Origin of the sequence: Escherichia sp. KS167_9B, from assembly GCF_030295215.1 — a bacterium.
In the GTDB taxonomy this organism is placed as follows: Bacteria; Pseudomonadota; Gammaproteobacteria; order Enterobacterales; family Enterobacteriaceae; genus Escherichia; species Escherichia coli_F.
The window spans coordinates 182,262-204,422 of the sequence record NZ_AP025755.1; the positions used below are offsets into that span (position 1 = coordinate 182,262).

Below are 22,161 nucleotides of genomic sequence, written 5' to 3' on the forward strand. Positions count from 1 at the left end.
CTCTCCATGCCATTGATTTTAATTATTTTCTCTCCGCGCTGTAAATATCGCGTTCATTTTTTCTGTAAAGGAATGCAGCCCATTCAGACTGAGGTAAAGTCGTGGATCTGAAGGACACCAGTCGGAAATCAGCCAATCAGTTATTGACTGTGGCGTCAGACTGTCCGGATGCAAACATGTAACCAGATTCTTTTCTGCCATCCGTGAAGCACGTATCCATTGCTCAAGACGAGGAACAATACGGGGAATAATCAATGCCCGTTTCCGTAATGAAAGAATTTCCCGTAAGGTGTTATATCCCCCCATTGCCACCACGCTGTGCGTATGCTGTAGAAGAAAAAGAGGATCAGATACAAAACGAATAATATGTAAATCATTACGCATGGACGCAATACGCTGTAATGATGTCACTTCCTCCCGAGCCATCTGGCTACCGGTAAGAATAACACCGTCCATCCCTGGCGGTAACAATGTCTCTGCAAATACAGATGCAAGGTGGTAGCCATCCTGCCCTCCCCCTGTAAGACATAATACGAATGGACGAGAAATCAGAGACTGAAATTGCTCATCCTGTAACACCGATGGAGATAATGGAACATCCGGATATCCAAGAAAACTGATTTTTCGGTATACTGATGGTTCCGGAGCAAGATCAAGCGACAAATCATAGAATGAACGATCGCCATAAATCCATATATCAGAATAATACTGACGGACAATCGTATAATTATCTGCAGCATGCCATTGATGACGAACAACTGATGGTTCATCAATAATATCCCTGAGTCCAAGAATCAGATGCACATTATCATCAACCAATTCCGGAAGCACCGGCAGCAGTTCTGATAACGCCCCAGCAGGTACATTATCCACAACCATTACATCCGGACAATATTCACTCAATGCAGCTCGAATTATCTGTCTCCGAAGGCTAACCAATTTCCGGGTATTATTGCCCAGTGACCGGGGGTGATATTTGCCGCACAACGTTTTGGCATAGGCTGGTAACGTAAGAATATCTGAGCGTTCAGGTAGTGTAAATAATCCGGATTCACGGGCACTGTTAATAATCAAAATTTCAGTATCAGAAAACCTTTTCTGAACTGCTCCTGCAAGCAAAAGATTTCGCCGTAAATGCCCAAGCCCCATCGTATCATGAGAATAAAACGCCAGTTTCATATCATCAATAAATTTAAAATGTCAATATTTCTATCATTTTTAAATAGCTACCGCACTAATTATAACAATTAGCATTAAACTTTTTAACCCATTTTGTTTTTAGATTTAATGTTTTAAATACTGGCAGATACTCAGCAATTTTCCCAACGAGATAAAATGCTATTATTTTTTAACATCCTTTTACACCCCTCAGCACCCAAGGATATAAAATCAATAATAAGTCATCTTTCTAAATAATTTTAACTAATTGTGTACTCCTCTTTAAAATGTGCACAATTAGTTAAAATTTGGCTTCTACATTCTCTAGATGTACACATCCCTGTTTGCAAGGCTGAGGTGTACTGGCAATAGCGGACACCACCATTTGTTCTTTTTCTAAGCAGCCATCTGATAATATTTTATCCTGAAGGCTGCCGGGGAGATATTCCCAGACGAGAGTGACGACGCTGACGATTGTAAAAAAATCTCAATGTATTCCCGTATTACTGAGATGGCCTCATCCCAGCTCTTAAAACGATAGTTGCTCAGACTTTCATTTTTCAGTGTTCCCCAGAAGCTTTCCATCGAAGCGTTGTCGTAACAGTTACCTTTACGCGACATTGATGTTTTCAGACCAAACTGTTCCTGTATGGCCCTGTAATCGTATGCTCAGTACTGTGAACCACGATCGGAGTGGTGGATTATCCCGGCAGGTGGGCGCTGGTTCCTGAGCACCATAAACAGGGCTTTACCCTTCAACTCTTTCGTCATGCGCTCTCCCATGGCGTAACCGACAATTTCGCTCGTATAAACATCTTTGACGCCAGCGATATACAGCCATCCTTCCCGGGTGGCAACATACGTTATATCTGCCACCCAGACCTGAAGTGGTCAACAAAAACTGGCCACCGCGTTAGAGTTTTTTCAGTATCGATTTTCCGATTCGTTTGGGGGTAACCCACCGTTATATTCGTGCGGTCTTAGTGCGCTGTAATATCCAACGATAGAGCCTGCGGTAATGCTTATTCCCGACGGTTCATGCCTGACAATTACATATAAAAATATTCCGGAGGGGCTATCCAGCCCCTCAACAGAATAAGTTATCAGCGATATCTGCTATCAGAAATCATACCGAATACCCAGTATCCCTTCAGCATCGGTCTTAAAGTAACCATCAAAACTGCTGTTCACTTTTGCCTGTACTGACAGTTTATCTGTCAGCTTTCCGTTGATACCAAACGAAACGGTATAGCGGTCAGCTTTCTCTGCATCATAGTGACGGGCTTTCCAGTCATCACGTAGGGTCATTCCGGGCATATCGTTAAACGTGATATTCCGCCAGATACCTGCCTTCAGCGTCATATTTCCAAATAATTTTTCTGCCTCAACCCCGGCTTTCAGCCACAAGGCATCGCCATCATGAAGCTCCACGCTCCGCTCCCGGCCCTGCAGACGATTTCCGTCCACCCGTGCACCGTTCAGTGAAACAGTCGGTGTTATCGACATATCAAGAGGGGATGCATACATCTTCCACCCGCCACGGATACCCGCTGTCAGGATATGGCTTTTTGCTCTGCCGGACAGGTCACTCAGCTCTCCCTGAATAGTGTAATCTTCTGACAGCTCCCGGTATCCGATCATACCATCCACAAACAGACCACCGTCAAAGGATTTACCTGCCAGAACATGCACGCCCCACAGGCTGAAATCATCCCGGTAGCCATCTGTGCTGCTGTGCCCCCGGTAAAACTCTGCCCCCATCCCCCACCAGGTATTACTGGCAGCAGACTGGCGAAATCCCACATTCAGTCCACTCTGGTTTAGGCTGAAGTCGTCATATCCACCATGACTGTACCCTGTCATGGCCCATACACCACCGTCTGCATCGCTGTTGTCCACCACCTGTGTCCAGCGGTCAGCGCTGTCGCTGAGAATAAACTCACGGGCGGAAAACATGACACGCGCTTTCTTCAGAAGAGATGTGTTATCCGCGCCCTTAAACAGCGTACTGCCATTCACCGTCGTGCCCGCATTCTCTCCCGGAGAATCAGGGGAAGGCGTCACACCACTGCTGTTATTCCCTTCAGACACAATACCATCAGCCTCAGTGCTTCCTGTATTACCTGTATCCGGTGCAACCGGAGAGGTTGTATCTGTCACACCATCACTGACACCCGGTGATATCTGAGATTCTGTTGTTCCGGCATGACTTTTCAGTTGCCAGTAAACTCTGCCGTCTTTCTCCTGCACCTGTGTGTCAGGGGTATAAACAGTAAACCCCCTGTTCAGGCTGGCAAAGGAGAAGTACCCGTGAGAAGTTCCGACCGGTGCAGATGCCAGAGTCAGGTCATTTTTCAGTGTGAGAGTCTGGTCAAACAGGGTGGACAGGTCCAGTGTGTTATGTCCGCCAGTTGCCTTATTCAGAATATCAATCCGGTCGCCCGTGTTGTCGGCAGTGCTGACACCCATAGCGATATTCATACTGCTGGCATGCAGTGTGTTTACCGTCAGCGTTTTCGGCGACCAGTTGTCTGTCACAAGGGAGAGCGTCCCGCCTTTGCTTCTGAACGAATCCAGCGTGGAGCTTTTCGTCATATTCCAGTGACTTCGACTAGACAACTCTACATGAGAGCTGGCATGACCGCTGATATCACCATTAAAGGTTGCGTTCATGATATCCAGTGTCGTCTTCCCGTTCAGGACAGCGCTCCCATTAAACACGCTACGGTCTGCATCCTTCACAGCCTCTGATGTGCCTTCTTCCAGCGTAAAGGTCGTACCGTTACCGTCGTTTTTGTCGATAAAAACCCGGCTGTCGCCCAGTGTGACCGTCGAATCTGTTGCTTCAAGCATGGTGTTCAGCGTGGCATTACGGCCAAGGCCAAAATCGGTGTTCTTCAGTGACAGGTTGTCAAAGGTAAAGCTCCGGTTCTCCCAGTCCTCCTGACTGAATGATGTGGGCTGAGTCAGAACCGAATGGTCTCCACTGGCAGCCAGTTTGTCAGCCACAGACTGAGTATTGTATGCATGGATAACCGGATGCCCCTGCAACGTCAGACGCCCGTTTTCCTGGGTAAATTTACCGGATATATCAGCGGAGCCATCCATGACCAGTACAGCGCTCTGCCCAACTTCAACCACATTAGTTACATCCACGTTTCCTTTTAGCTGCCCATGATACAGATATTCTTCTGTATCGAAATCCAGCGTAATTGAGGCATGATTATCAGAATTATTTGCCAGCACAGCACCATAATCTGCGGCCTTCAGCTGATGAAACGTCAGATCGTTACCATTAACATCCAGAATCCCCCCACGATATCCCCAAGAAATGGTATCCGGGTTTACCTGTCGGTCATCAGTTAGTACCACAGTCGGTCGGCCACTGGCAATATTTACACTGCTGAAAGCCTGCACCTGTCCTTTACTGTCCGCCTGCTGACTCAGAACAACCTTCCCATCCCCGACCTTCAGACCTCCCTCATTGATACCTGTACCCTGTACCGTCAGCGTACCCTCACCGATTTTATGCAGATTGTCACCTGCCTCGCCGTTGACCAGCCAGTTTACGGACACTCCTTTATCCACAATAATACCAGCCCCAGTCCAGGTACTTCCGTTAGAGGTTGTTACTGTGTAATTATCACGGAACGTCAGAGAACCCGCGCCCTGCGAAACCGAATCCTTCAGTTCAATCTGCCCATTCTGCCCCAGAAATTCCAGATTCTTACCGGCATTCAGGTCATTTCCCAGCTGTCCGTGCATGTCATATGTGATGGTCCCTTGGGTCAGGGTGCCAACTCCGGTGCTGCTGTCAAAGCTCCACTCCAGTACTCCCCCCTCAGATGAACTGAACGTAACCGGAGCATCATTGTCCTCGTTAAATTTTTGCTCGATAAAATCAAGAGGAATAACTGCCCAGTTATTTCCCCTGCCACCTGGACCATTCCCCGCGGTGAGAACACCAACCAGCACCCATTTATTCTGAACAGTATCAAAAGCAAACAAAGGAGAACCACTGTCACCGGCCTCACCATAAATAGGCATGGCACCGTTTAATTGGTAATCAAAAACCAGACCTGAACTGGTACTAATCATTTCACCATTCTGGTAGGATGACAAGCTACCGACGGTCCCGCCGGTCAGCCAGGAATATGCCCCACCTACTTGTGTCAGTTGTCCATTACTGTTCTTGATATACTGGGTACCAGACCCCAGACGATAAAAAACAGGATAGCGTTCCTTATCCTTATATGCGCCAGCCACTGCCCCCTGCGCCGTCACCGCAGTCGGGGCAACCTCTGTCACCAGTTTATCCAGTCTGGGAGCATGGAAATCCAGTGAAGTCGAATTATTCCGGTCTACTATATTGTAACGGTTTTCACTATCACCAAAGCTGACGTTTGTATATCCCCCGTTATGTTTCACACTGGCGATATACTGCGGGTTAATTAGTGTCGCCACACCGCTTCCTGAATTCACGGAACTTAAATCCGGCATAGCCGCTTTATCCAGCGTACCTACAAGCTCTCCCTGCTTATTATAAATGGCGATATTCGTTGCCCCCGGGCGGAACATACCTTTATTCTCAGCAAAATCACGAAATAACTGATAGCCAAGTTCATTATTAACTGTTCCCGCAAAGCCTCCTGCAGAGAAAAGTACGGACGTCAGCAATAAAACAGGAAGGCGCAAACGCCTGACTGATTTTAAATTACATTTTCTGGCAAACTCAGAGACGGCAATAAAACCCCGGGCCACAGAGCTGTAGCGTAAAGAATAAATTCTGTTCATTTTTAATTAACCCTGAAAAAAATAAAATCAGCACTCTCAGGCATAACGGATAATCACCGTCATCCCTGCCCGCTAGGCTGACTGTCCTGTAACCGGTTCACTGAAATGAAGATTAAGAACTGTGCCGGAAGAAATCCCGAGTACATATGCCCCGGAATAAAACCAGCCTTCCCCCACCAGGTCCTGATAACCACTTTCATCAGCAATCACAGGTGAATCAGGCACACCCGGAACACCCAATTTCAGTTGTTTCCAGATACTTTCTGCTGACACCTCACCTTCCGTCATCCGGGAAATGAAACTCAGCCCGTCAGCCGTGCTCCACGCGTTGCTGTCAGGTACGCCGCCATTAAACACATAAGCATCAGCACTGTTATTCCCCAGTGTCTGGGTTATTCTGGCACCAAAGCCATCCTCTTCCGTCCACGCAAGCGCCCCGAAAGCCTGAACCTCTGCCGCCAGAGTGCCTGTCGTCTGAGAGTCTCCGGTAACATTCAGTGGCAGTACAAGCAGCCCCTGTCCCGGTGTACCACTGGCCCACTGAATGCGAATTTCGCCTCCGTCACTTCCCACCAGTTGAATGACAGGAACAATACCGGCACCGGATGTCTCACTGCCCTCAAAAGCACGTGCCGACTTACCGGCAAGCAGCAGAAGGTCATGGGGAGCACTAACCGTCAAGCGTGTTCTATTACTGGTCAGCTCACTGATTTTGTTGCTGAACCCGGTATATCCGCCCGTTTTCCACAACCAAGGAGGAAGGGTGTCATCATAAGGCATGATGGTCCCCCTTAATCCCACAGACCCCTGAAAGTCCCTGCCAGAGTGCCATCCGGTATCAGCAGAAACTTTCCCGCAGATTAATAATATGATAATAAGAAAAGCCTCAATCACAGCATTCTGACGCACGTTCACTCCCCTCAGATATATTTTCACTCGTATTATTCACTCGTGGTGAAATCTCTTTTATTTTTCTGTAAACCGCACTGAACTCCTCATCCACAATAACATTCCCTTCAACTCCCCTGATATAAAGCTCACAAAAAACACCTTTCTGAAGAACGAAGGTATGTCCTCTATATTCACCAGAAGGTTGCGCCCCTGCCTGCTGACAAAATGAATAAACATGCCTGCCCAAAAACATGAACAAAAGAAGTCGAAGTAAGAAGAAAACTCTGCCGGAGTCTGAAAAATGCAACGCCAGAGGTCAGATCATCAGAAATAAAACGAAAACACTTAAATGTATTTGATTTTATTTTTCAGGAATGACTTACCGATTACACCGCTGACGTTGTTTATACTCACAACAAAATGCCTCCATCTTTTCCGGTCTGAGGAAATCGCCCAGACAGAACAAACAGTTCACCTGCACCTGTGTTTCCACACCTTCTGCCAGCGTATCAATACCCCACTCCCCTACAAAACTCACAATATGCCGGGATCTCTTTTCACTCAGAATGTCCTGTGTGAAGCCTTTGACCAGAAAGTATTTCGGTATGGCATCACGGAACATCAGGCTCCGAAATCATCCAGTGCAAATTCAATACAGGTGTCACGCTCACGGCAAGCCGGAAACCACGAGATAACATGGCTTTAATATCAGAAAATCAGTTCCCCCTATGATTCAGTATCTCTCCCTCAGGAGAAACAACAGACCGACAGATTCCATCCTGCTAATGAAATATGCCAACGGAATAATTTATCCCTTCGCTATGTGCCAGCGAACCAGCAACTCAACACCAGATATGGCAAATCTGATGAAAAAACCACCGGCTGGATATGGTTTCCCCCGTTACTGAGCACACAGAGTAGTCTCTCTACGGATATAAAATCACTGCCCAGACTGAAACTCCTCTATTTTATGTATCTCCCTGTCCAGCCCGGTCATCAGTAGCATCCTGAAATCTCTCACGCCAACATTCTCTGCCAACCGGGCGTAATGCCAGTACAGACTTCGTTCACCCGGGTTCAGGAGCGGGGGACAGACTCTGCCTCTCTCTGAAAAGCGTTTCAGTACCAGTCGCTGTCCGGAGGTCAGACGGAATTTACCGGCACGAGATACCTTTCTGTTCAGTGCCATGCGCACAGTTCTTTCCAGGTCCGACAGAGACATGTATCCACTGTACACTGGGCAGATATTTCGCAACACCTTCAGCATCTCCAGCCTCTCCGGCACCAGAACCAGCATTTCACCGGACATTTCCGCCCTCAGTTCACGTATCCTGGATAAATGACGCCCCCACCCCGCAAGAGGCTCTGCACTCAGCGCCACAATAATCAGGTCCCAGCTCTCCCGGGAACAGGTATATCCCAGTGGCACACGGTAAACGTCGTACTCACAGTCTGATAACAGACTCCATAGCCCTGTCAGCTCATACCAGCAGGTTCCTGTCAGAAGTACCTTTCCCTTTGTTTTTATTTCCATATCACATCAGCCAAAAATAAAAGACCACTAATTACGGCATCAGCGCCCAGAACTCACCTTACCGGAGCCATGACTCTTCGTTTTCCTTTTATCAGAAATAGGCTACTACCGGCGTCAAACTCCCCTGCCAGCGTTTTACCGGCTCCTCAGCACCGGGGAAATTCACCCGCACATCACTCAGTGATGTCACCCAGGCTCCGACAATATACTTTCTGTCATTTTCCTGTGACAACAGCGACTCTGCCCCTGAAATAAACGCATCAGGACGTGCGGTTAATCCTGCATAGTTCGGTGTCCATTCATAGCCCCTCACCTGCCATAACAGACGTTTCACCTGCCGTTCTGCCTCCGGTGTCACCTCTCCGCTAACCACACTCCAGCCCTGACCAGCTGTGATATTGTCCTGCCATGCCAACAGGTGACGAACGGTAAACGTGATTTCCCCGTAACGCATCTGCCCCCGGGCAAGTTCTCCCCGGGCCGCAATCCGGGGAGATGATGGAATCACCTGAAGTAATGTCACTGACGGCTGCAGCCCGGGACGGGAGCTTGTCAGCGATGTGGTATGTCCGCCAAGAATATAAAAATCCTGCCCTGCCCGGCTTTCACTGACCATGCCACTTTTACCCGTTGTCAGACCGGCATGCACGGCATCTGGTGTAGCCATCCGTACAGCGCGGGGTTGCCACTGCCAGGAAACTTCAGGAACATACAGCGTGCCGCTGAATTCCGTCACGCCCACAGCCATTCCCTCCTGCCAATGGCCCGGCGGAATAATCAGAGGTTGTGCCAGCACACTGGCTGAAGTCAGAAAAAACAGAGCCGGAAACATACCGGACTTCAGACGATGAATAATATTCAGCACCGGACTGTCCTCCTGCTTACTGGTACTCAATACTTACCGGCAGTGACACCCGCCAGCGTTCCGGCATCGTGCCGTTCAGACGTAATTCACCACTGTCTGCTACAGTCTGAGCACCATACGCACCTTCAACCTGACGCAGGGAGACATCATTGAAACGACTTAGCCCCTCTGAAACCGTCACCGTCATTGTCTGCATCCAGCCGGGGCCTTCACCACTAAACATCTTCTGCAGAACCCCCGGAATATCAGAAACTTTCATAGAATTGCTTTCACCAGGCAGACCATTCGCATTAAGATCGTCATACACGCCGACATACACCGGCTGTCCGTCCTTCACATAGCGCAATACCCCGGTCGCCTGCATTCTGAAAATAAATGAACCTTCCCGGACATTATTATCTCCGATAACAGGCAGCGTCACTTCCGCCATGCCAGGTGCTGTCCAGACAAGTGAAAAAAAATCACCGCCCGTTCCGTAACTGACCCGGGGTGAAAGCCCCTCACGTCCTGCCGGAGTGGTCAGGGTAGTTTTTCCCAGTAAAACGGTCATCGCCGGCAGTGCAACCGGAATTCCCTGCTCACCATCACGAACACTACGGCTCTGTTTAACCTCCAGGCTTTCATTTCCCTGTCCGACTTTCCATACCCACGGATTACGGGTACTGGTCACCGGGCCTTCCAGCTTAAGCTCGCCGCTAAAATCTTCTCCCGGTGTATTCCAGGCCAGCACTGTGGAGGGCAGGAGGCTGACAGCAAACAGAAACAGCGTCACCTTTTTCATTTCTCTTCTCTCCTTCTATCCCTGCAACCATCACTGTACTGTAACCGTCACATTCAGCCCCACCTGCCAGCTGGCCGGTGTACCCTCTGCCGGTAACCGCAGTTCAAAATCCGACACAGCAGAAGCATATGCCGCAGCCAGATCCATCACTCGACCGTCAGCCAATATTCCCTGGTTGATAACCTGTCCGTTATCCACCGCATTCATGCCATTTCCAAAATTCTGATTCATCAGTAATAATGAAGATAGACGGTTTTTCAGCCCTTGAGGCAGATTTCCCGATTGTACATCCGTCACGCTCTGTCCACTGACCAGCGACATCCCGGCCGGCACAGCTCCCCCGTCTTCCTGTCTACCGACACTGACAGCCATCCCCTGATTCAGAGTGAAAGAAAGCTGTCCCAATACGTTCCCCGTTTCCGGGTCACGCACCGGGACAGAGGCGCGAAAACGTTGCGCTGTTGTGCCACTGCCTTCCTTTACGGCGAAAGGCTGACCGTTACTGCTGAAGCTAATAAATGGCGTGAATCCGGGACCACCGCGCTCAGCCACCTCATGCAAATGCCCCTCCAGAAACGACAGCGTTCCTTTATCACGCAAATTAAAAACCAGTTGCCCGTTCTCCGTGCGCGCATCGGCAGTATCCACCGCCCAAATCTGGTCGGGAGAACTTATCTGCCAAGTCCATTTGGGAGCTTCGTCAGTGACAAAGCCATTAAACAGAATTTCGCCACCATCCAAAATATCGCTATCAGCTCGCAAAGAAAAAAATAAAAGAGCTATAAAAAGAACAGGCAAAAAATAACAGCCATTTACAGCAGAAGGCCATATTGCTTGTAATATCCTCATAATTTAATGCCTTAGCAGAATAACAGGGCATCTTTTCGGATACCCTGTATAACACAAAAGTTCTACCTTATATTATTTATAGGTAACAACAATAGGCATAGATGCAGTCCAAGCCACGCTTCCTGTTGTCGCTGGATTGTCTAGATTAATAGTAATGTTTTCCCCCATAACAATACCAGCCGCGTATGCAGTATTAAATACTGCATCAGCTAAAGCGAAATTTTTCACTTCCGCCTTAGCTGATTCACGGGTAATTTGAGGGAGATTGGCAGTAACATCAGAGAACAGTCCGTTCATGACATTGACAGCATCACTATACAGCGTTACAGCCTGAGAAGCTGATGTAGGCAGTCCACCATAAAAGGCATGATTGTCTGCAGAAGCAAACATAGAAGTCCCCCACACATCACCATTGGTTTCTGTGGTGATAACAGCTGCTACTTGCATCGGAAAAACAACATCACCAATTGCACTACCAGTGTCATCCTGGACACCCAAGGTCATCTGAATGGCGCCATTACTGAAAGAATCACCGGAAGCTGCGTCCAGCAAGCTCACTCCATTAAAGGTGATATTAGCGATTCTATCTGAGACCGTATTATTAAACCCACCTGCTACAGAACGCAATGCTAAAAGTCCCGCATTTGCAGGTGCAGCAATAGTCACTGTGCTTGCACCGACAGGGATAGTCGCATCAAGCCCGGAAAGAGAACCAACCTTACCTTCATACAGAGCAGCTTGCACAGGAGTGCTAATAGTACCGCCTAAAGAAATATCTCCGTTAGAAAATGAAGGAGTATATGCATTAGCTACACTGGATACGGACATAACAGCACCAGCAGCCACAGCCAGTGAAATCAGGGTCTTTTTCATAAAATAAATTCCTTGATATTTCATAAATAACAAAACAAAATCGGCAACCCTTATTTTCCGGAATTACCGCAAAACTATCCCTAAGGTTTATTTAAATAACCGCATTTCATTAAACACATTGTTTAACTCAGAATAATTTTACGTTATCCCCGTTTAAAAATGTGGTAAATCCCTTTACCAATATGACCCGTACCAAAATTACGGACATATTTCCTTGAGAAATGGGATGTCCTCTCAGCTCTCCACCTGCAGGGCTATCTGCAGGTTTCCCCGGTAAGTGACCGGCACTTCCAGTTCTATCGGCGCATCGGTTCTTAGCTCAACCTGCGTGTGTGCCTCCGGAACAGTGATCACCATATCCTCACCCTGTTGTCTGGCACTGAGTGCCACTTTCTTTCCGTCAACCATCAGTGCCGTCTTCAGGGTGATGCGGGCTTCCCCGTTATCCGGTAACACCTGCTTCACCGTGATATACGCCAGGCCACCGGATGCTGCCCTAGACTCTGCGTTGCGGATGGTCAGGCTGCCGGGAAGAGGCGTCGTGTCTCCACTCCGGTACAACACCGGGTCTGTCGGTGTGCGGTTTACCTTCACCACGCTGTTACCTGACACCTGACCATTCACTACACCCAGATACTGCGTTTTCTCGCTGTATTCAGCGGCCAGTGCTGACGGAATACTGAGAGCACTCAGAGCCAAGGCGACTGCCATCATTGTTTTCTTCATTTATTACCCCTCTGTTCCTTATTTTGGAGGGTTATTATTTCTACTCTGCAGTATCAGCTTTTGTTACTTCCGGTACTGCCAGTTTCTTCTGGTTAATAGTCCAGGTCTGCAGACTTCCCCAGTCATTCAGAGAGTCAACTTTCACCACATTTCCCTTCACCTGTACTTCATCACCCGGCATGAACATCAGCAGTTTCTGTGCCGTCTCGTTATCCGTGGCAATTTTCTTTCCGTTTCCGTCCAACAGGCTACCAATCGCAAAAATATACGGCGTGGTGTTCACCAGCATGATCCTGCCATCCGGGCGGCTCTGCAGGCTGATGCCCTCTTCTGCCCCCTTGCGGCCTTCAAGCAGTGCCTTCGGGCGATAGAATAGTTTCAGCTTCGTGCGCAGCGCCACTGCAATACCGCTGCCCTCCAGAGCCGGCGGAATATCCTGCAGGTTCAGCCAGTACACCGACTCTTTATCCTTCGGCAGATGGTCCGAGGCCATTATGATACGCAGTGTCTGCTGACCATTCGGCTTCACTTTGAAGAAGGACGGCGTCACCACAAAGGTCGGACGGGTGTCCTTCTCCACGATATTGTCCACCCAAGCCTGGCCACCAAAGGTACGTTCTCTGTCATTGTTGGTGACCGTGATGGTCAGTGAATCCTTGTCCCCGCGAAAGATATAGCGGGTCTGGTCTGCCGCCAGGGAAGCCATCGCACTCTGACAGGTCATCATCAGCGCCAGAGTCATTCCCAGTACTTTTGTCACCCGGTTAGTGAAAAACGTCATTACTGCGTTACGCTTACTCACACGTAATCTCCTGTAGTTTCTCAGTATCCTGCAGTCTGGCCGCAGGTATCCGGCACTGGCCCAGGGTGATATCACCCGGCGCATCCACCGTGTTAATCATCAGCACACCATTACTAGACACGAAGCCCAGCGGAGTGTTCTTACTGTCACGTGCCCAGGTGCCCCCCGGCACAAACTCACCGTCACGCAGCTTCACCTGCAGCAGGTAACGCTTAATTTTCAGGGCATCAAACGGCATCCAGACCACTGCTTTGTCTGTCGGTACAACCTTCTGACTGGTATTCATCAGTTCGGTACTCAGCGGCAGCGTGCCCGCATCAATCGTCACCGTGTTCCAGTCATAGCTGTTCAGCGGTACTACCAAGTTGCCGTCACTGTCAGTCTGTCCGTCACCGGACGTCACCTTCACTCCGGGTGTATCCTTCACGCTCACTACCGCCACGGTGTCCCCGGTCGTGCGGCTGAACATAATGTCTTTCGCCGCCGGAATGGCCAGTACCGAACCGCTGACCGATACAGAACCACTGGTTCCGACGGACTGCGAGTGGTTCAGGGCACCATTCAGATAAGCCCGGTCACCACTGTACGACGCATTCAGATAACTGCTCACACCACCACCACTGTCACGCCCACCGCCCAGACCATAACTGAAACGGTCATTCAGCGAGCCGGACACGCCGGTGCTGAAGCCTGTGCCACCGTCTTTACTCGTACTCACCGACGTACTGCTGCTGTAGCGACGGTCAAACAGTGTGAACGGTACCGACACTGACGCCGATGCAGACCAGTTGTTTTCTCCCCGGGTGTTCCGCGAACCGGACCAGCCCAGGTTAAGACTGACGCCCTTAATCTGTGTGCTCAGGGTGCCGGTAATACCTGTGTCCTTACCGTTGTCATCGCTGTACCGGTAACTCCCGGTCGTGGATGCGGGGTAATAGCTCCGCTGCCAGCCGGACACCGACAGACTGAACAGTCCACCCACCGGTTGACTGACACCGGCATTCCATTCATCCTTCGTCCGGCGACCATGATTTGACTGCGACCACAGATCTGTCGGGTCAAAGGAGGACATATCCTCATACTCCTCACTCTGCTGTGACCAGCTCACCCGCAGTCCGGTGTTCGTCATATCCAGTTGTTTACTCCAGGATAACTGCACCTTATTTCCGCTGCGGCTGCCGTCACGGTATTTTACCGTGGCATAAGCCCCGTCAGCAGACACCGCCCCCAGGTAACTCAGCCCCAGAACAGCCCCGGCGCTGACGCCCTGCCAGTCTTGGTTAAACACCCCCCCGGTGCGCAGCGTCAGCCCGTCCAGACCGTAACCGTATGACGCAGCAAACACCCCCCCTTTCAGGTCACTGTCATCGTCAGGCAAACCGGCTGCCACACTGAACTCGTGCTGCCCCGGGCTTAACTGCCCGGCCATCACCGACAACGGGAAGTTCTGTACCTGCTCGCGCCCGTCTTCACCGGTGATTTTCATGGTCACATCACCACTGGTATACAGCGGCACATCCGTGATGGAGAACGGACCTGCCGGCACCATCTCCGAATGCAGCAACCGCCCGTTCTGTGTCAGCGTCACCCTCGACGGCCCGTTCGCAATGCCGCTGAACACCGGGGTATACCCCAGATTGCCCGGCTTCATGCTGTTGTTCCGGCTCAGCGACACTCCGTACGTTCCCGTGCTGCCCAGCAGACTGTCCCCGGTGGATGTTTTCCCGACCGCCAGGTCCGCACTCAGTGCGCGGATGGCCCGGGTGGCCGTGAACATGTTTATCGTGGTGGAGTTATCCCCGCTGTCACCGCCACTGGCCGTGGCTGAAGAACTCACCACCCAGCGCCCAATATTGGCTTTCAGGTCCGCTGAGCCAAAGGCCGAGGTGTTATTACGGCCGGTGTTGGCGTTCGCGTTATAATTCACGCGAAATGCACTGGTCCCGTAATCCCACTCCACATTCTCCGGCATCTTCATCAGCCCCTTCTGGGGAATAGACAGCGCCAGACTCTGGGTGGAAACATCAAAATCCACCTTCACTGACAGGGCTTTTGTCAGCACATAGCACTGTCGTGTGGCGTCATATCCCTCACGAAAGTAATCTGCACTGACGTAAATCCCGGCCTTCGTCAGCCATGCCTCTGTCAGACACAGTTCATTACTGTCCTGTGGTGTCACATCCAGTATCTGTTTCCCGACCTCCTTCCCATTCAGAGACAGGTCAACCAGATAACGCCCCGGCGCATAGCTGCCGCTCAGGGCTGCCCAGATTTCCGGATTAACCCCGGCACCACCCTGGATAAAGGACATATCCAGTTTTTCACCTGCAATACCTGTGACACTGGCGAAAGCAGCTGATACGGCAAGCGCAAGAGCGGCCCGACGGAAAAACACGGACGAAGCCGGCTCTGCGACTGCCTTCTTTCCTGCACACACAATCCTTTTCTCCGTTACTGATACGTGACCACAAAGGTCAGTGCCCCCGTGTATTCCCCCGCCTTCACGTTCGCCGGAAACACCGGCTGTGCACGAAAACGGAACTGCCCCTTAGCAGCAAACTCCACCGGGTAACTCACAGAATGAGTGTCCTGAGTCAGACGTTCGCGATAATCTGCCTGTGTATCCACTGCCCGCACATCCACTCGAATACCATCACCAGCACCGCGGGTGACCACGCCCCCTGCATCCAGCTGTCCCGGGTTACCAAAATCCAAGGTGGCGACCTGCCCTGCCTTAAAGGCTGAGCACCCCTGAACCGTGGCACCGGACTCATACAAACGCACAGTGAAGTCACGCGGCGGTACAGAATCCCCCGTGGACTTGCGGTAAGTACCGAACGTCAGCCGACCACTGTTGCCGATGCTGTCCGCATCCACCACCACATGACAGGATGACGCAACCACATCCATACTAAAAACCACCCGCTGAACAACATCCGCATAAACAGAAGAACTAATTAAAGCAATTAGCGATATAAAGATCTTCACCCCCCCTCCCACAACAAATATCATTCAACGCATGCTCTTTGACTCCTATTAAATATCACTTCACCCCAAAAATTTAGCCAATAATGCACAAACAAAAAGCTCAGTGCACAATTAGCTAACAGAAAAAACAGAACATATCTTAAATTTATTTAACACCTGTAGTTTGTAGTTATCAGAGGAACTTAAGATGCTAAAAAGAATGACAATAAATGCAATACTATGGCATATTGAGTCAAACATTGAAAACACACCTTTGGACATAAATGATTTAGTAAAATACTCGGGTTATAGCCGAAGATATTTACAGTTAATTTTCAAGAGATACACGGGAGTTCCTATTGGTTCATATATTCAATTGCGGAGAATTACCAGAGCTGCAACTCTTTTAAGAGCTACGCAGCTATCTATTCTGGCCATATCAGAGCAGTTATTTTATGATTCACAACAAACATTTACAAGAGAGTTTAAAAAAAACACAGGCTACACCCCCCTGCAGTACAGAAAAACTGACCACTGGACATTCTGTCAATCCCACAAGGGTAAAAAAGATAATATATTGCTTCACTTACCTCAAATTTGTTGTGTTAATTCTGAGGTGTTTTATGGTACAGAAATACGGTATACAGAAGAAAGCCCCTTTTTTAACCCAGCATCAGATTATAAGTGGAATATAGTTGATACACTATTATCAAACAATAAAAACGTTTATATATCACACAAAGTATCATCAGAAAAATGTGGAAAATTAGTGGTTAATGCCGTTGTATGGAGGCATGATAACTATTTCACCCCCCCCCGCGAAATCAAGAAAGGGCTTTTTGCTTACTTTACATTCAGGGGGGGTAGGGATGATTACTGGAAGTATATGCATAATATTCATACATGGTCTTTACCTATTTATGGTCTTCAGAGGGGGGGGGGATATGACATAGAAAAAATAACAAAGTATGGTGAAAATGACTTCCTGTTTGAATTTCATATTCCGATAAGAAACCCCAGCGCTATCAGTTAATACAGCCAACCTTTACAGCATAAAAAGCCCCCGTAAAAACAACTGTAATATTTATATGTTTAGTGGTAATAAACGCAAGGGGCTTGCAGATGATGATTGGAGAAAATTATCCACTGAATGCATCAGGCGCAGCTAAAGTAACAACTTCTTTTTTTGCTGGTTATTAATCCCCCTGGAGAGGAACGACTTAGGTGCAAATAATTTTATGATACTGCATATTCCTGATATATTCTCACACATATAAAGAATAAAGTATCACCACATGAATCACTTTCCCACATCAACCCAGAATGAAAGAACTCATCACCTAATCCTATAATGTACAAGCCCCCACGCAAAAAACAAAAAATTCACAGGATCTTCAACATAATAAAAACATGATAACATAAAACACAAAGCTAATAAAAAAACAAAGACAGCAACCATAATAAAAAAGACGAAACAACACAAATTTACAAAATCAGCCTTATAACACTTCAACTTCCTACGGTACAATCAGAAAAGAGGAGAATAAATTAATCAGCAATTATCATGTTACAAAAAACAACCATTAATGCCATACTGAGATATATTGATGAACACATAGAAAAAAAAAACATAAACATTCATATACTTGTTCAATACTCAGGTTATAGCCGTAGATACTTACAGTTACTCTTCTGTAAAGAGCTGGGCATTCCAATAGGAAAATATATCCAACGCAGGAGGATAACTAGAGCAGCGCTTCTGTTACGACTCACAAGGCTACCAATTACATTAATATCAGAAAGACTTTGTTATGACTCACAACAAACATTCACACGAGAATTCAGAAAACATACAGGATACACCCCTCTCCAGTATAGAAAAAGTGAAGAATGGACATTTAAAAACCAGACTGGCCACAGAGACTTAAAAATATCATTACCCGTTCCACAAATTACAGCATTACCCCAAATATGCTTTTCTGGAATATCTATTAACTATACAGGAAGAATACCACACAAATACGACAACGCAAAAAAAAAATGGGATACAATAAACTCAATTCTTTCAAAAAAAACAAAGATATATGTAACAAATACAATATCTCACGGGAAAAAACCAAGTAATGAATTCAATATAAAAACCATTATCCATACTTCAGAAGAATATCCTTGCACAAAAAATACCACATATCCAAACATTTATGCTCACTTCACATACAAAGGTAAAATGAAAGATTATGTTTGCTATGTAAATAATTTATATTTAAATGTTTTGCCTTTTTATGGTTTACAAAGAAGGAGTGGATATGATTTAGAAATCATATCCACTCAACCTAACGGAGAATATTACTTTGAATACTACTTACCTATATACAAAGATTCTGAGGTGGCTCCTGAGATACCAGATAGTTGATGTGTATCTTAAAATAAGAGGTAGGCTTGGATATATGTCTAACACTAAATAGGTGCGTCCAATAGTAGATCACTCAGGGAGAACTCAGTCCGGTTTATGCGATCTGCTCAATCGCTGAATATCCTAAATCACCAACCGGACTGAGCAATGCCGATCTAGACTGGCCCCCTGAATCTCCAGACAACCAGTATCACTTAAATAAGTGATAGTCTTAATACTAGTTTTTAGACTAGTCATTGGAGAACAGATGATTGATGTCTTAGGGCCGGAGAAACGCAGACGGCGTACCACACAGGAAAAGATCGCAATTGTTCAGCAGAGCTTTGAACCGGGGATGACGGTCTCCCTCGTTGCCCGGCAACATGGTGTAGCAGCCAGCCAGTTATTTCTCTGGCGTAAGCAATACCAGGAAGGAAGTCTTACTGCTGTCGCCGCCGGAGAACAGGTTGTTCCTGCCTCTGAACTTGCTGCCGCCATGAAGCAGATTAAAGAACTCCAGCGCCTGCTCGGCAAGAAAACGATGGAAAATGAACTCCTCAAAGAAGCCGTTGAATATGGACGGGCAAAAAAGTGGATAGCGCACGCGCCCTTATTGCCCGGGGATGGGGAGTAAGCTTAGTCAGCCGTTGTCTCCGGGTGTCGCGTGCGCAGTTGCACGTCATTCTCAGACGAACCGATGACTGGATGGATGGCCGCCGCAGTCGTCACACTGATGATACGGATGTGCTTCTCCGTATACACCATGTTATCGGAGAGCTGCCCACGTATGGTTATCGTCGGGTATGGGCGCTGCTTCGCAGACAGGCAGAACTTGATGGTATGCCTGCGATCAATGCCAAACGTGTTTACCGGATCATGCGCCAGAATGCGCTGTTGCTTGAGCGAAAACCTGCTGTACCGCCATCGAAACGGGCACATACAGGCAGAGTGGCCGTGAAAGAAAGCAATCAGCGATGGTGCTCTGACGGGTTCGAGTTCTGCTGTGATAACGGAGAGAGACTGCGTGTCACGTTCGCGCTGGACTGCTGTGATCGTGAGGCACTGCACTGGGCGGTGACTACTGGCGGCTTCAACAGTGAAACAGTACAGGACGTCATGCTGGGAGCGGTGGAACGCCGCTTCGGCAACGATCTTCCGTCGTCTCCAGTGGAGTGGCTGACGGATAATGGTTCATGCTACCGGGCTAATGAAACACGCCAGTTCGCCCGGATGTTGGGACTTGAACCGAAGAACACGGCGGTGCGGAGTCCGGAGAGTAACGGAATAGCAGAGAGCTTCGTGAAAACGATAAAGCGTGACTACATCAGTATCATGCCCAAACCAGACGGGTTAACGGCAGCAAAGAACCTTGCAGAGGCGTTCGAGCATTATAACGAATGGCATCCGCATAGTGCGCTGGGTTATCGCTCGCCACGGGAATATCTGCGGCAGCGGGCTTGTAATGGGTTAAGTGATAACAGATGTCTGGAAATATAGGGGCAAATCCACGATCATAGTACCAATTCCCAGAACTCGAGTAGGCAGCCTGACGGCTGCGACTTGTCATGGTCTGCCATTACCGTTATAAAAACAGACAATGTTATTGTCTTTCAGGTGGTTATATGGCCCGTTCAGCTAAACCCCGTAAACGAAAACCCGCTCTTCAAAGAAGCAAACTTCCCCGCTATGTCGTGAAGCTTCACGACGATGACTTCTTTGACGAAGAAGACGCAGAAGTTCTGCACTTTGATAATTTTGACGATGCCGTTGAATGCTGCGCAGACCTGAATATTCCATTCTTTGTGGATGCGGGAAACAAAAAGCTGGTCTTCTGGTTTGTTCGTGTCAATGACGAAGGGTATCCGGAAATAGCCCGCTGCACGGAGCGGGAGTTTGCGACCATTCTTGCCGGTATCAGCGCCGGCGGCATGTACTGCCCGGAGTGTGGCATGGTTCACTGGCCAGACGGAGTCACCCCGCCCTTCTGATGCTTTCCCCGTTTTGCCGACATTTTTCAGCAGGGAAACCGCTGGCTTAACTGGCTGGAGAAACAGCTGGAAGGTTCAGTGCGTCCGGTGGTGATTGAGTCGGTGACAAAAATCATGAACCGCCCCGGGTTTCCTGGAGAGTGTTTTATCTGTGAACTCAGGCTGCCAGATCATTGTTTCCGATGGAAGCATAATAAGCTTTTTCTGCTTCTGCCGGAGGAGTATGGCCCAGCCTTCCCAGCAATCGTCGATTGTTATACCAGTCCACCCACGTGAGTGTGGCCAGTTCCACTTCTGCACGGTGTTTCCAGCTCTTACGGTGTATTACCTCCGCTTTGTAAAGACCATTGATGCTCTCAGCCATCGCGTTGTCATACGAGTCGCCTGCACTCCCTGTTGATGCCAGCAGTTTTGCTTCTTTTAGTCGCTCCGTATAGGCCAGTGACACATACTGAGAGCCTTTATCGCTGTGATGGATGGTGCCAGACGGACGACGGGCCCACAACGCCTGCTCCAGCGCATCCAGCACGAATGTCGTTTCCATAGACGATAAGACCCGCCACCCCACGATGTATCCGGCAAACACATCAATGATGAACGCCACATAGACGAAGCCCTGCCATGTGCTGACGTAAGTAAAATCAGCCACCCACAGCTGGTCAGGACGTTCTGCCACGAACTGACGGTTTACGCGGTCACCTGTGGCAACGGTTTTCCGGCTGACGGTAGTGCGGACCTTTTTACCCCGGAGAACACCGGCAAGTCCCATAACCGCCATGAGGCGCACCACTGTACATCTGGCCACCCTGATTCCTTCCCGTAACAACTGACGCCAGACTTTACGCACACCGTACACCTGATGATTTTCATCGTATACGCGCTGTATCTCTCTCTTCAGCCAGTCATCGCGCTGCGCACGGGCACTGCGTTTATCAGGATGATGCCGCTGCTGTTGACAATGGTAATACGTTGACGGGGCAATATGCAGTTCACTGCATACCGGTCCGACCCCGTACTGCTCACGCAGCTTATCCAGCAGTGGCATTATTTTTTCCAGAGGCGGTCGAACTCCGCCTTCGCAAAATAAGCGGAAGCCTGGCGAAGGATATCGTTACTGCGGCGCAGTTCACGATTTTCACGTTCCAGCTCTTTCAGACGCTGACGTTCAGCGGTGGTGAGCCCACCATCACCGCCCCCGGTATCCCTCTCATGCTGGCGAACCCAGACACGCAGAGTCTCTGGCGTACAGCCAATCTTTGGAGCAATGGAACAAATTGCCGCCCATTGTGAGTCATATTCGCCCTGACTTTCCAGAACCATACGAACTGCGCGTTGACGGACTTCGGGGGAAAAACGAGTATTTTTAGTCATCCTGTTTACCTCTTTCTCAGGAAGTTTAGTCTCCAGGATTTCCGGGGCGGTTCAATCTCACTTCTTTAACAAGAATTATTATTATCTACGCCTCCTCCTTTCATGTATCCCTCATGAATGATTAAGATAAACATACTGTGTTTGTTATCCATATGATAACAAACACACAA

Annotated in this window: 19 protein-coding genes, 1 pseudogene and 1 other annotated feature; of the genes and pseudogenes, 5 read left to right on the forward strand and 15 right to left on the reverse strand. The window is 48.7% G+C overall.

All coding sequences use genetic code 11. The features are described from left to right. Positions 1-18: 18 nt before the first annotated feature. From QUE34_RS27715 to QUE34_RS27775, 14 genes are all read right to left on the reverse strand, one after another. The gene (locus QUE34_RS27715; protein WP_050541220.1) at positions 19-1,179 is read right to left on the reverse strand and encodes a glycosyltransferase family protein; all 1,161 of its coding nucleotides are present in this window, start codon (positions 1,177-1,179) and stop codon (positions 19-21) included. Between the two features lie 375 nt (positions 1,180-1,554). Further along, positions 1,555-1,779, reverse strand: coding sequence for an integrase core domain-containing protein (locus tag QUE34_RS28790; RefSeq protein ID WP_000087485.1), 225 nt, complete (start codon positions 1,777-1,779; stop codon positions 1,555-1,557). A 48-nt stretch (positions 1,780-1,827) separates the two neighbouring features. After that, the gene (locus QUE34_RS28795; RefSeq protein ID WP_001355416.1) at positions 1,828-2,034 is read right to left on the reverse strand and encodes a DDE-type integrase/transposase/recombinase; all 207 of its coding nucleotides are present in this window, start codon (positions 2,032-2,034) and stop codon (positions 1,828-1,830) included. A 243-nt stretch (positions 2,035-2,277) separates the two neighbouring features. Next, on the reverse strand, positions 2,278-5,952 hold the full coding sequence (locus tag QUE34_RS27725) for a S6 family peptidase (RefSeq protein ID WP_286338984.1): 3,675 nt from the start codon (positions 5,950-5,952) through the stop codon (positions 2,278-2,280). A 72-nt stretch (positions 5,953-6,024) separates the two neighbouring features. After that, the gene (locus QUE34_RS27730) at positions 6,025-6,888 is read right to left on the reverse strand and encodes a F4 family fimbrial subunit (RefSeq protein WP_001355415.1); all 864 of its coding nucleotides are present in this window, start codon (positions 6,886-6,888) and stop codon (positions 6,025-6,027) included. Between the two features lie 895 nt (positions 6,889-7,783). Next, on the reverse strand, positions 7,784-8,377 hold the full coding sequence (locus QUE34_RS27735; RefSeq protein WP_000404109.1) for a hypothetical protein: 594 nt from the start codon (positions 8,375-8,377) through the stop codon (positions 7,784-7,786). Between the two features lie 91 nt (positions 8,378-8,468). Next, complete coding sequence (faeJ, locus tag QUE34_RS27740) at positions 8,469-9,242, reverse strand: F4 (K88) fimbria accessory protein FaeJ (protein WP_000932016.1); 774 nt, start codon at positions 9,240-9,242, stop codon at positions 8,469-8,471. A 16-nt stretch (positions 9,243-9,258) separates the two neighbouring features. Next, the gene (faeI, locus tag QUE34_RS27745) at positions 9,259-10,023 is read right to left on the reverse strand and encodes a F4 (K88) fimbria minor subunit FaeI (protein ID WP_000758127.1); all 765 of its coding nucleotides are present in this window, start codon (positions 10,021-10,023) and stop codon (positions 9,259-9,261) included. Positions 10,024-10,053: 30 nt separating this feature from the next. Continuing rightward, complete coding sequence (faeH, locus tag QUE34_RS27750; protein ID WP_077883607.1) at positions 10,054-10,872, reverse strand: F4 (K88) fimbria minor subunit FaeH; 819 nt, start codon at positions 10,870-10,872, stop codon at positions 10,054-10,056. A gap of 72 nt (positions 10,873-10,944) precedes the next feature. Further along, the gene (locus QUE34_RS27755) at positions 10,945-11,745 is read right to left on the reverse strand and encodes a F4 family fimbrial subunit (RefSeq protein ID WP_000751809.1); all 801 of its coding nucleotides are present in this window, start codon (positions 11,743-11,745) and stop codon (positions 10,945-10,947) included. A 234-nt stretch (positions 11,746-11,979) separates the two neighbouring features. After that, a complete protein-coding gene (gene faeF, locus QUE34_RS27760; protein WP_000753470.1) occupies positions 11,980-12,471 on the reverse strand; it encodes a F4 (K88) fimbria minor subunit FaeF in 492 nt (163 codons plus the stop codon). A gap of 40 nt (positions 12,472-12,511) precedes the next feature. Beyond that, complete coding sequence (faeE, locus tag QUE34_RS27765) at positions 12,512-13,273, reverse strand: F4 (K88) fimbrial chaperone FaeE (RefSeq protein WP_000044481.1); 762 nt, start codon at positions 13,271-13,273, stop codon at positions 12,512-12,514. Continuing rightward, positions 13,266-15,710, reverse strand: a complete 2,445-nt coding sequence (faeD, locus tag QUE34_RS27770; protein ID WP_024262290.1) for a F4 (K88) fimbrial usher FaeD — start codon at positions 15,708-15,710, stop codon at positions 13,266-13,268. The genes faeE and faeD overlap by 8 nt, the downstream gene beginning before the upstream one ends. A 14-nt stretch (positions 15,711-15,724) precedes the next feature. After that, on the reverse strand, positions 15,725-16,261 hold the full coding sequence (locus QUE34_RS27775) for a fimbrial protein (RefSeq protein ID WP_024262289.1): 537 nt from the start codon (positions 16,259-16,261) through the stop codon (positions 15,725-15,727). Positions 16,262-16,448: 187 nt separating this feature from the next. Between QUE34_RS27775 and QUE34_RS27780 the strand changes: the two genes are divergently transcribed. The 5 genes and pseudogenes from QUE34_RS27780 to QUE34_RS27800 all read left to right on the forward strand — a co-directional run. After that, complete coding sequence (locus QUE34_RS27780) at positions 16,449-17,273, forward strand: helix-turn-helix domain-containing protein (protein WP_000919910.1); 825 nt, start codon at positions 16,449-16,451, stop codon at positions 17,271-17,273. Between the two features lie 531 nt (positions 17,274-17,804). Further along, a complete protein-coding gene (locus QUE34_RS27785) occupies positions 17,805-18,653 on the forward strand; it encodes a helix-turn-helix domain-containing protein (protein WP_086251859.1) in 849 nt (282 codons plus the stop codon). A gap of 247 nt (positions 18,654-18,900) precedes the next feature. Then, a protein-coding gene (locus QUE34_RS27790) for an IS3-like element IS2 family transposase (RefSeq protein WP_088895425.1) occupies positions 18,901-20,129 on the forward strand; the annotation gives its coding sequence in 2 pieces (ribosomal slippage) (positions 18,901-19,216 and positions 19,216-20,129; 1,230 coding nt in all). Between the two features lie 125 nt (positions 20,130-20,254). Further along, on the forward strand, positions 20,255-20,620 hold the full coding sequence (locus QUE34_RS27795; protein WP_001355470.1) for a hypothetical protein: 366 nt from the start codon (positions 20,255-20,257) through the stop codon (positions 20,618-20,620). A gap of 21 nt (positions 20,621-20,641) precedes the next feature. Further along, positions 20,642-20,737 (forward strand): annotated as a pseudogene (locus QUE34_RS27800) (hypothetical protein); the annotation flags it as partial. Between the two features lie 40 nt (positions 20,738-20,777). Here QUE34_RS27800 and QUE34_RS27805 read toward each other — a convergent pair. Next, positions 20,778-21,991 (reverse strand): IS3 family transposase gene (locus QUE34_RS27805; RefSeq protein ID WP_404853795.1). Its coding sequence is split into 2 segments (ribosomal slippage): positions 20,778-21,703 and positions 21,703-21,991, totalling 1,215 coding nucleotides; the frame shifts between segments, so codons are not numbered across the junction. After that, positions 21,594-21,710, reverse strand: a sequence feature (AL1L pseudoknot). (Overlaps the previous gene by 117 nt.) Positions 21,992-22,161: the final 170 nt, after the last annotated feature.

Excerpts from the sequence above, each read along its gene's own strand:
- QUE34_RS27715 (WP_050541220.1), bottom strand. The coding sequence starts at position 1,179 with ATGAAACTGGCGTTTTATTCTCATGATACGATGGGGCTTGGGCATTTA.
- QUE34_RS28790 (WP_000087485.1), bottom strand. The coding sequence starts at position 1,779 with ATGTCGCGTAAAGGTAACTGTTACGACAACGCTTCGATGGAAAGCTTC.
- QUE34_RS27725 (WP_286338984.1), bottom strand. The coding sequence starts at position 5,952 with ATGAACAGAATTTATTCTTTACGCTACAGCTCTGTGGCCCGGGGTTTT.
- QUE34_RS27735 (WP_000404109.1), bottom strand. The coding sequence starts at position 8,377 with ATGGAAATAAAAACAAAGGGAAAGGTACTTCTGACAGGAACCTGCTGG.
- faeI (WP_000758127.1), bottom strand. The coding sequence starts at position 10,023 with ATGAAAAAGGTGACGCTGTTTCTGTTTGCTGTCAGCCTCCTGCCCTCC.
- faeH (WP_077883607.1), bottom strand. The coding sequence starts at position 10,872 with ATGAGGATATTACAAGCAATATGGCCTTCTGCTGTAAATGGCTGTTAT.
- QUE34_RS27755 (WP_000751809.1), bottom strand. The coding sequence starts at position 11,745 with ATGAAAAAGACCCTGATTTCACTGGCTGTGGCTGCTGGTGCTGTTATG.
- faeF (WP_000753470.1), bottom strand. The coding sequence starts at position 12,471 with ATGAAGAAAACAATGATGGCAGTCGCCTTGGCTCTGAGTGCTCTCAGT.
- QUE34_RS27780 (WP_000919910.1), top strand. The coding sequence starts at position 16,449 with ATGCTAAAAAGAATGACAATAAATGCAATACTATGGCATATTGAGTCA.
- QUE34_RS27785 (WP_086251859.1), top strand. The coding sequence starts at position 17,805 with ATGTTACAAAAAACAACCATTAATGCCATACTGAGATATATTGATGAA.
- QUE34_RS27795 (WP_001355470.1), top strand. The coding sequence starts at position 20,255 with ATGGCCCGTTCAGCTAAACCCCGTAAACGAAAACCCGCTCTTCAAAGA.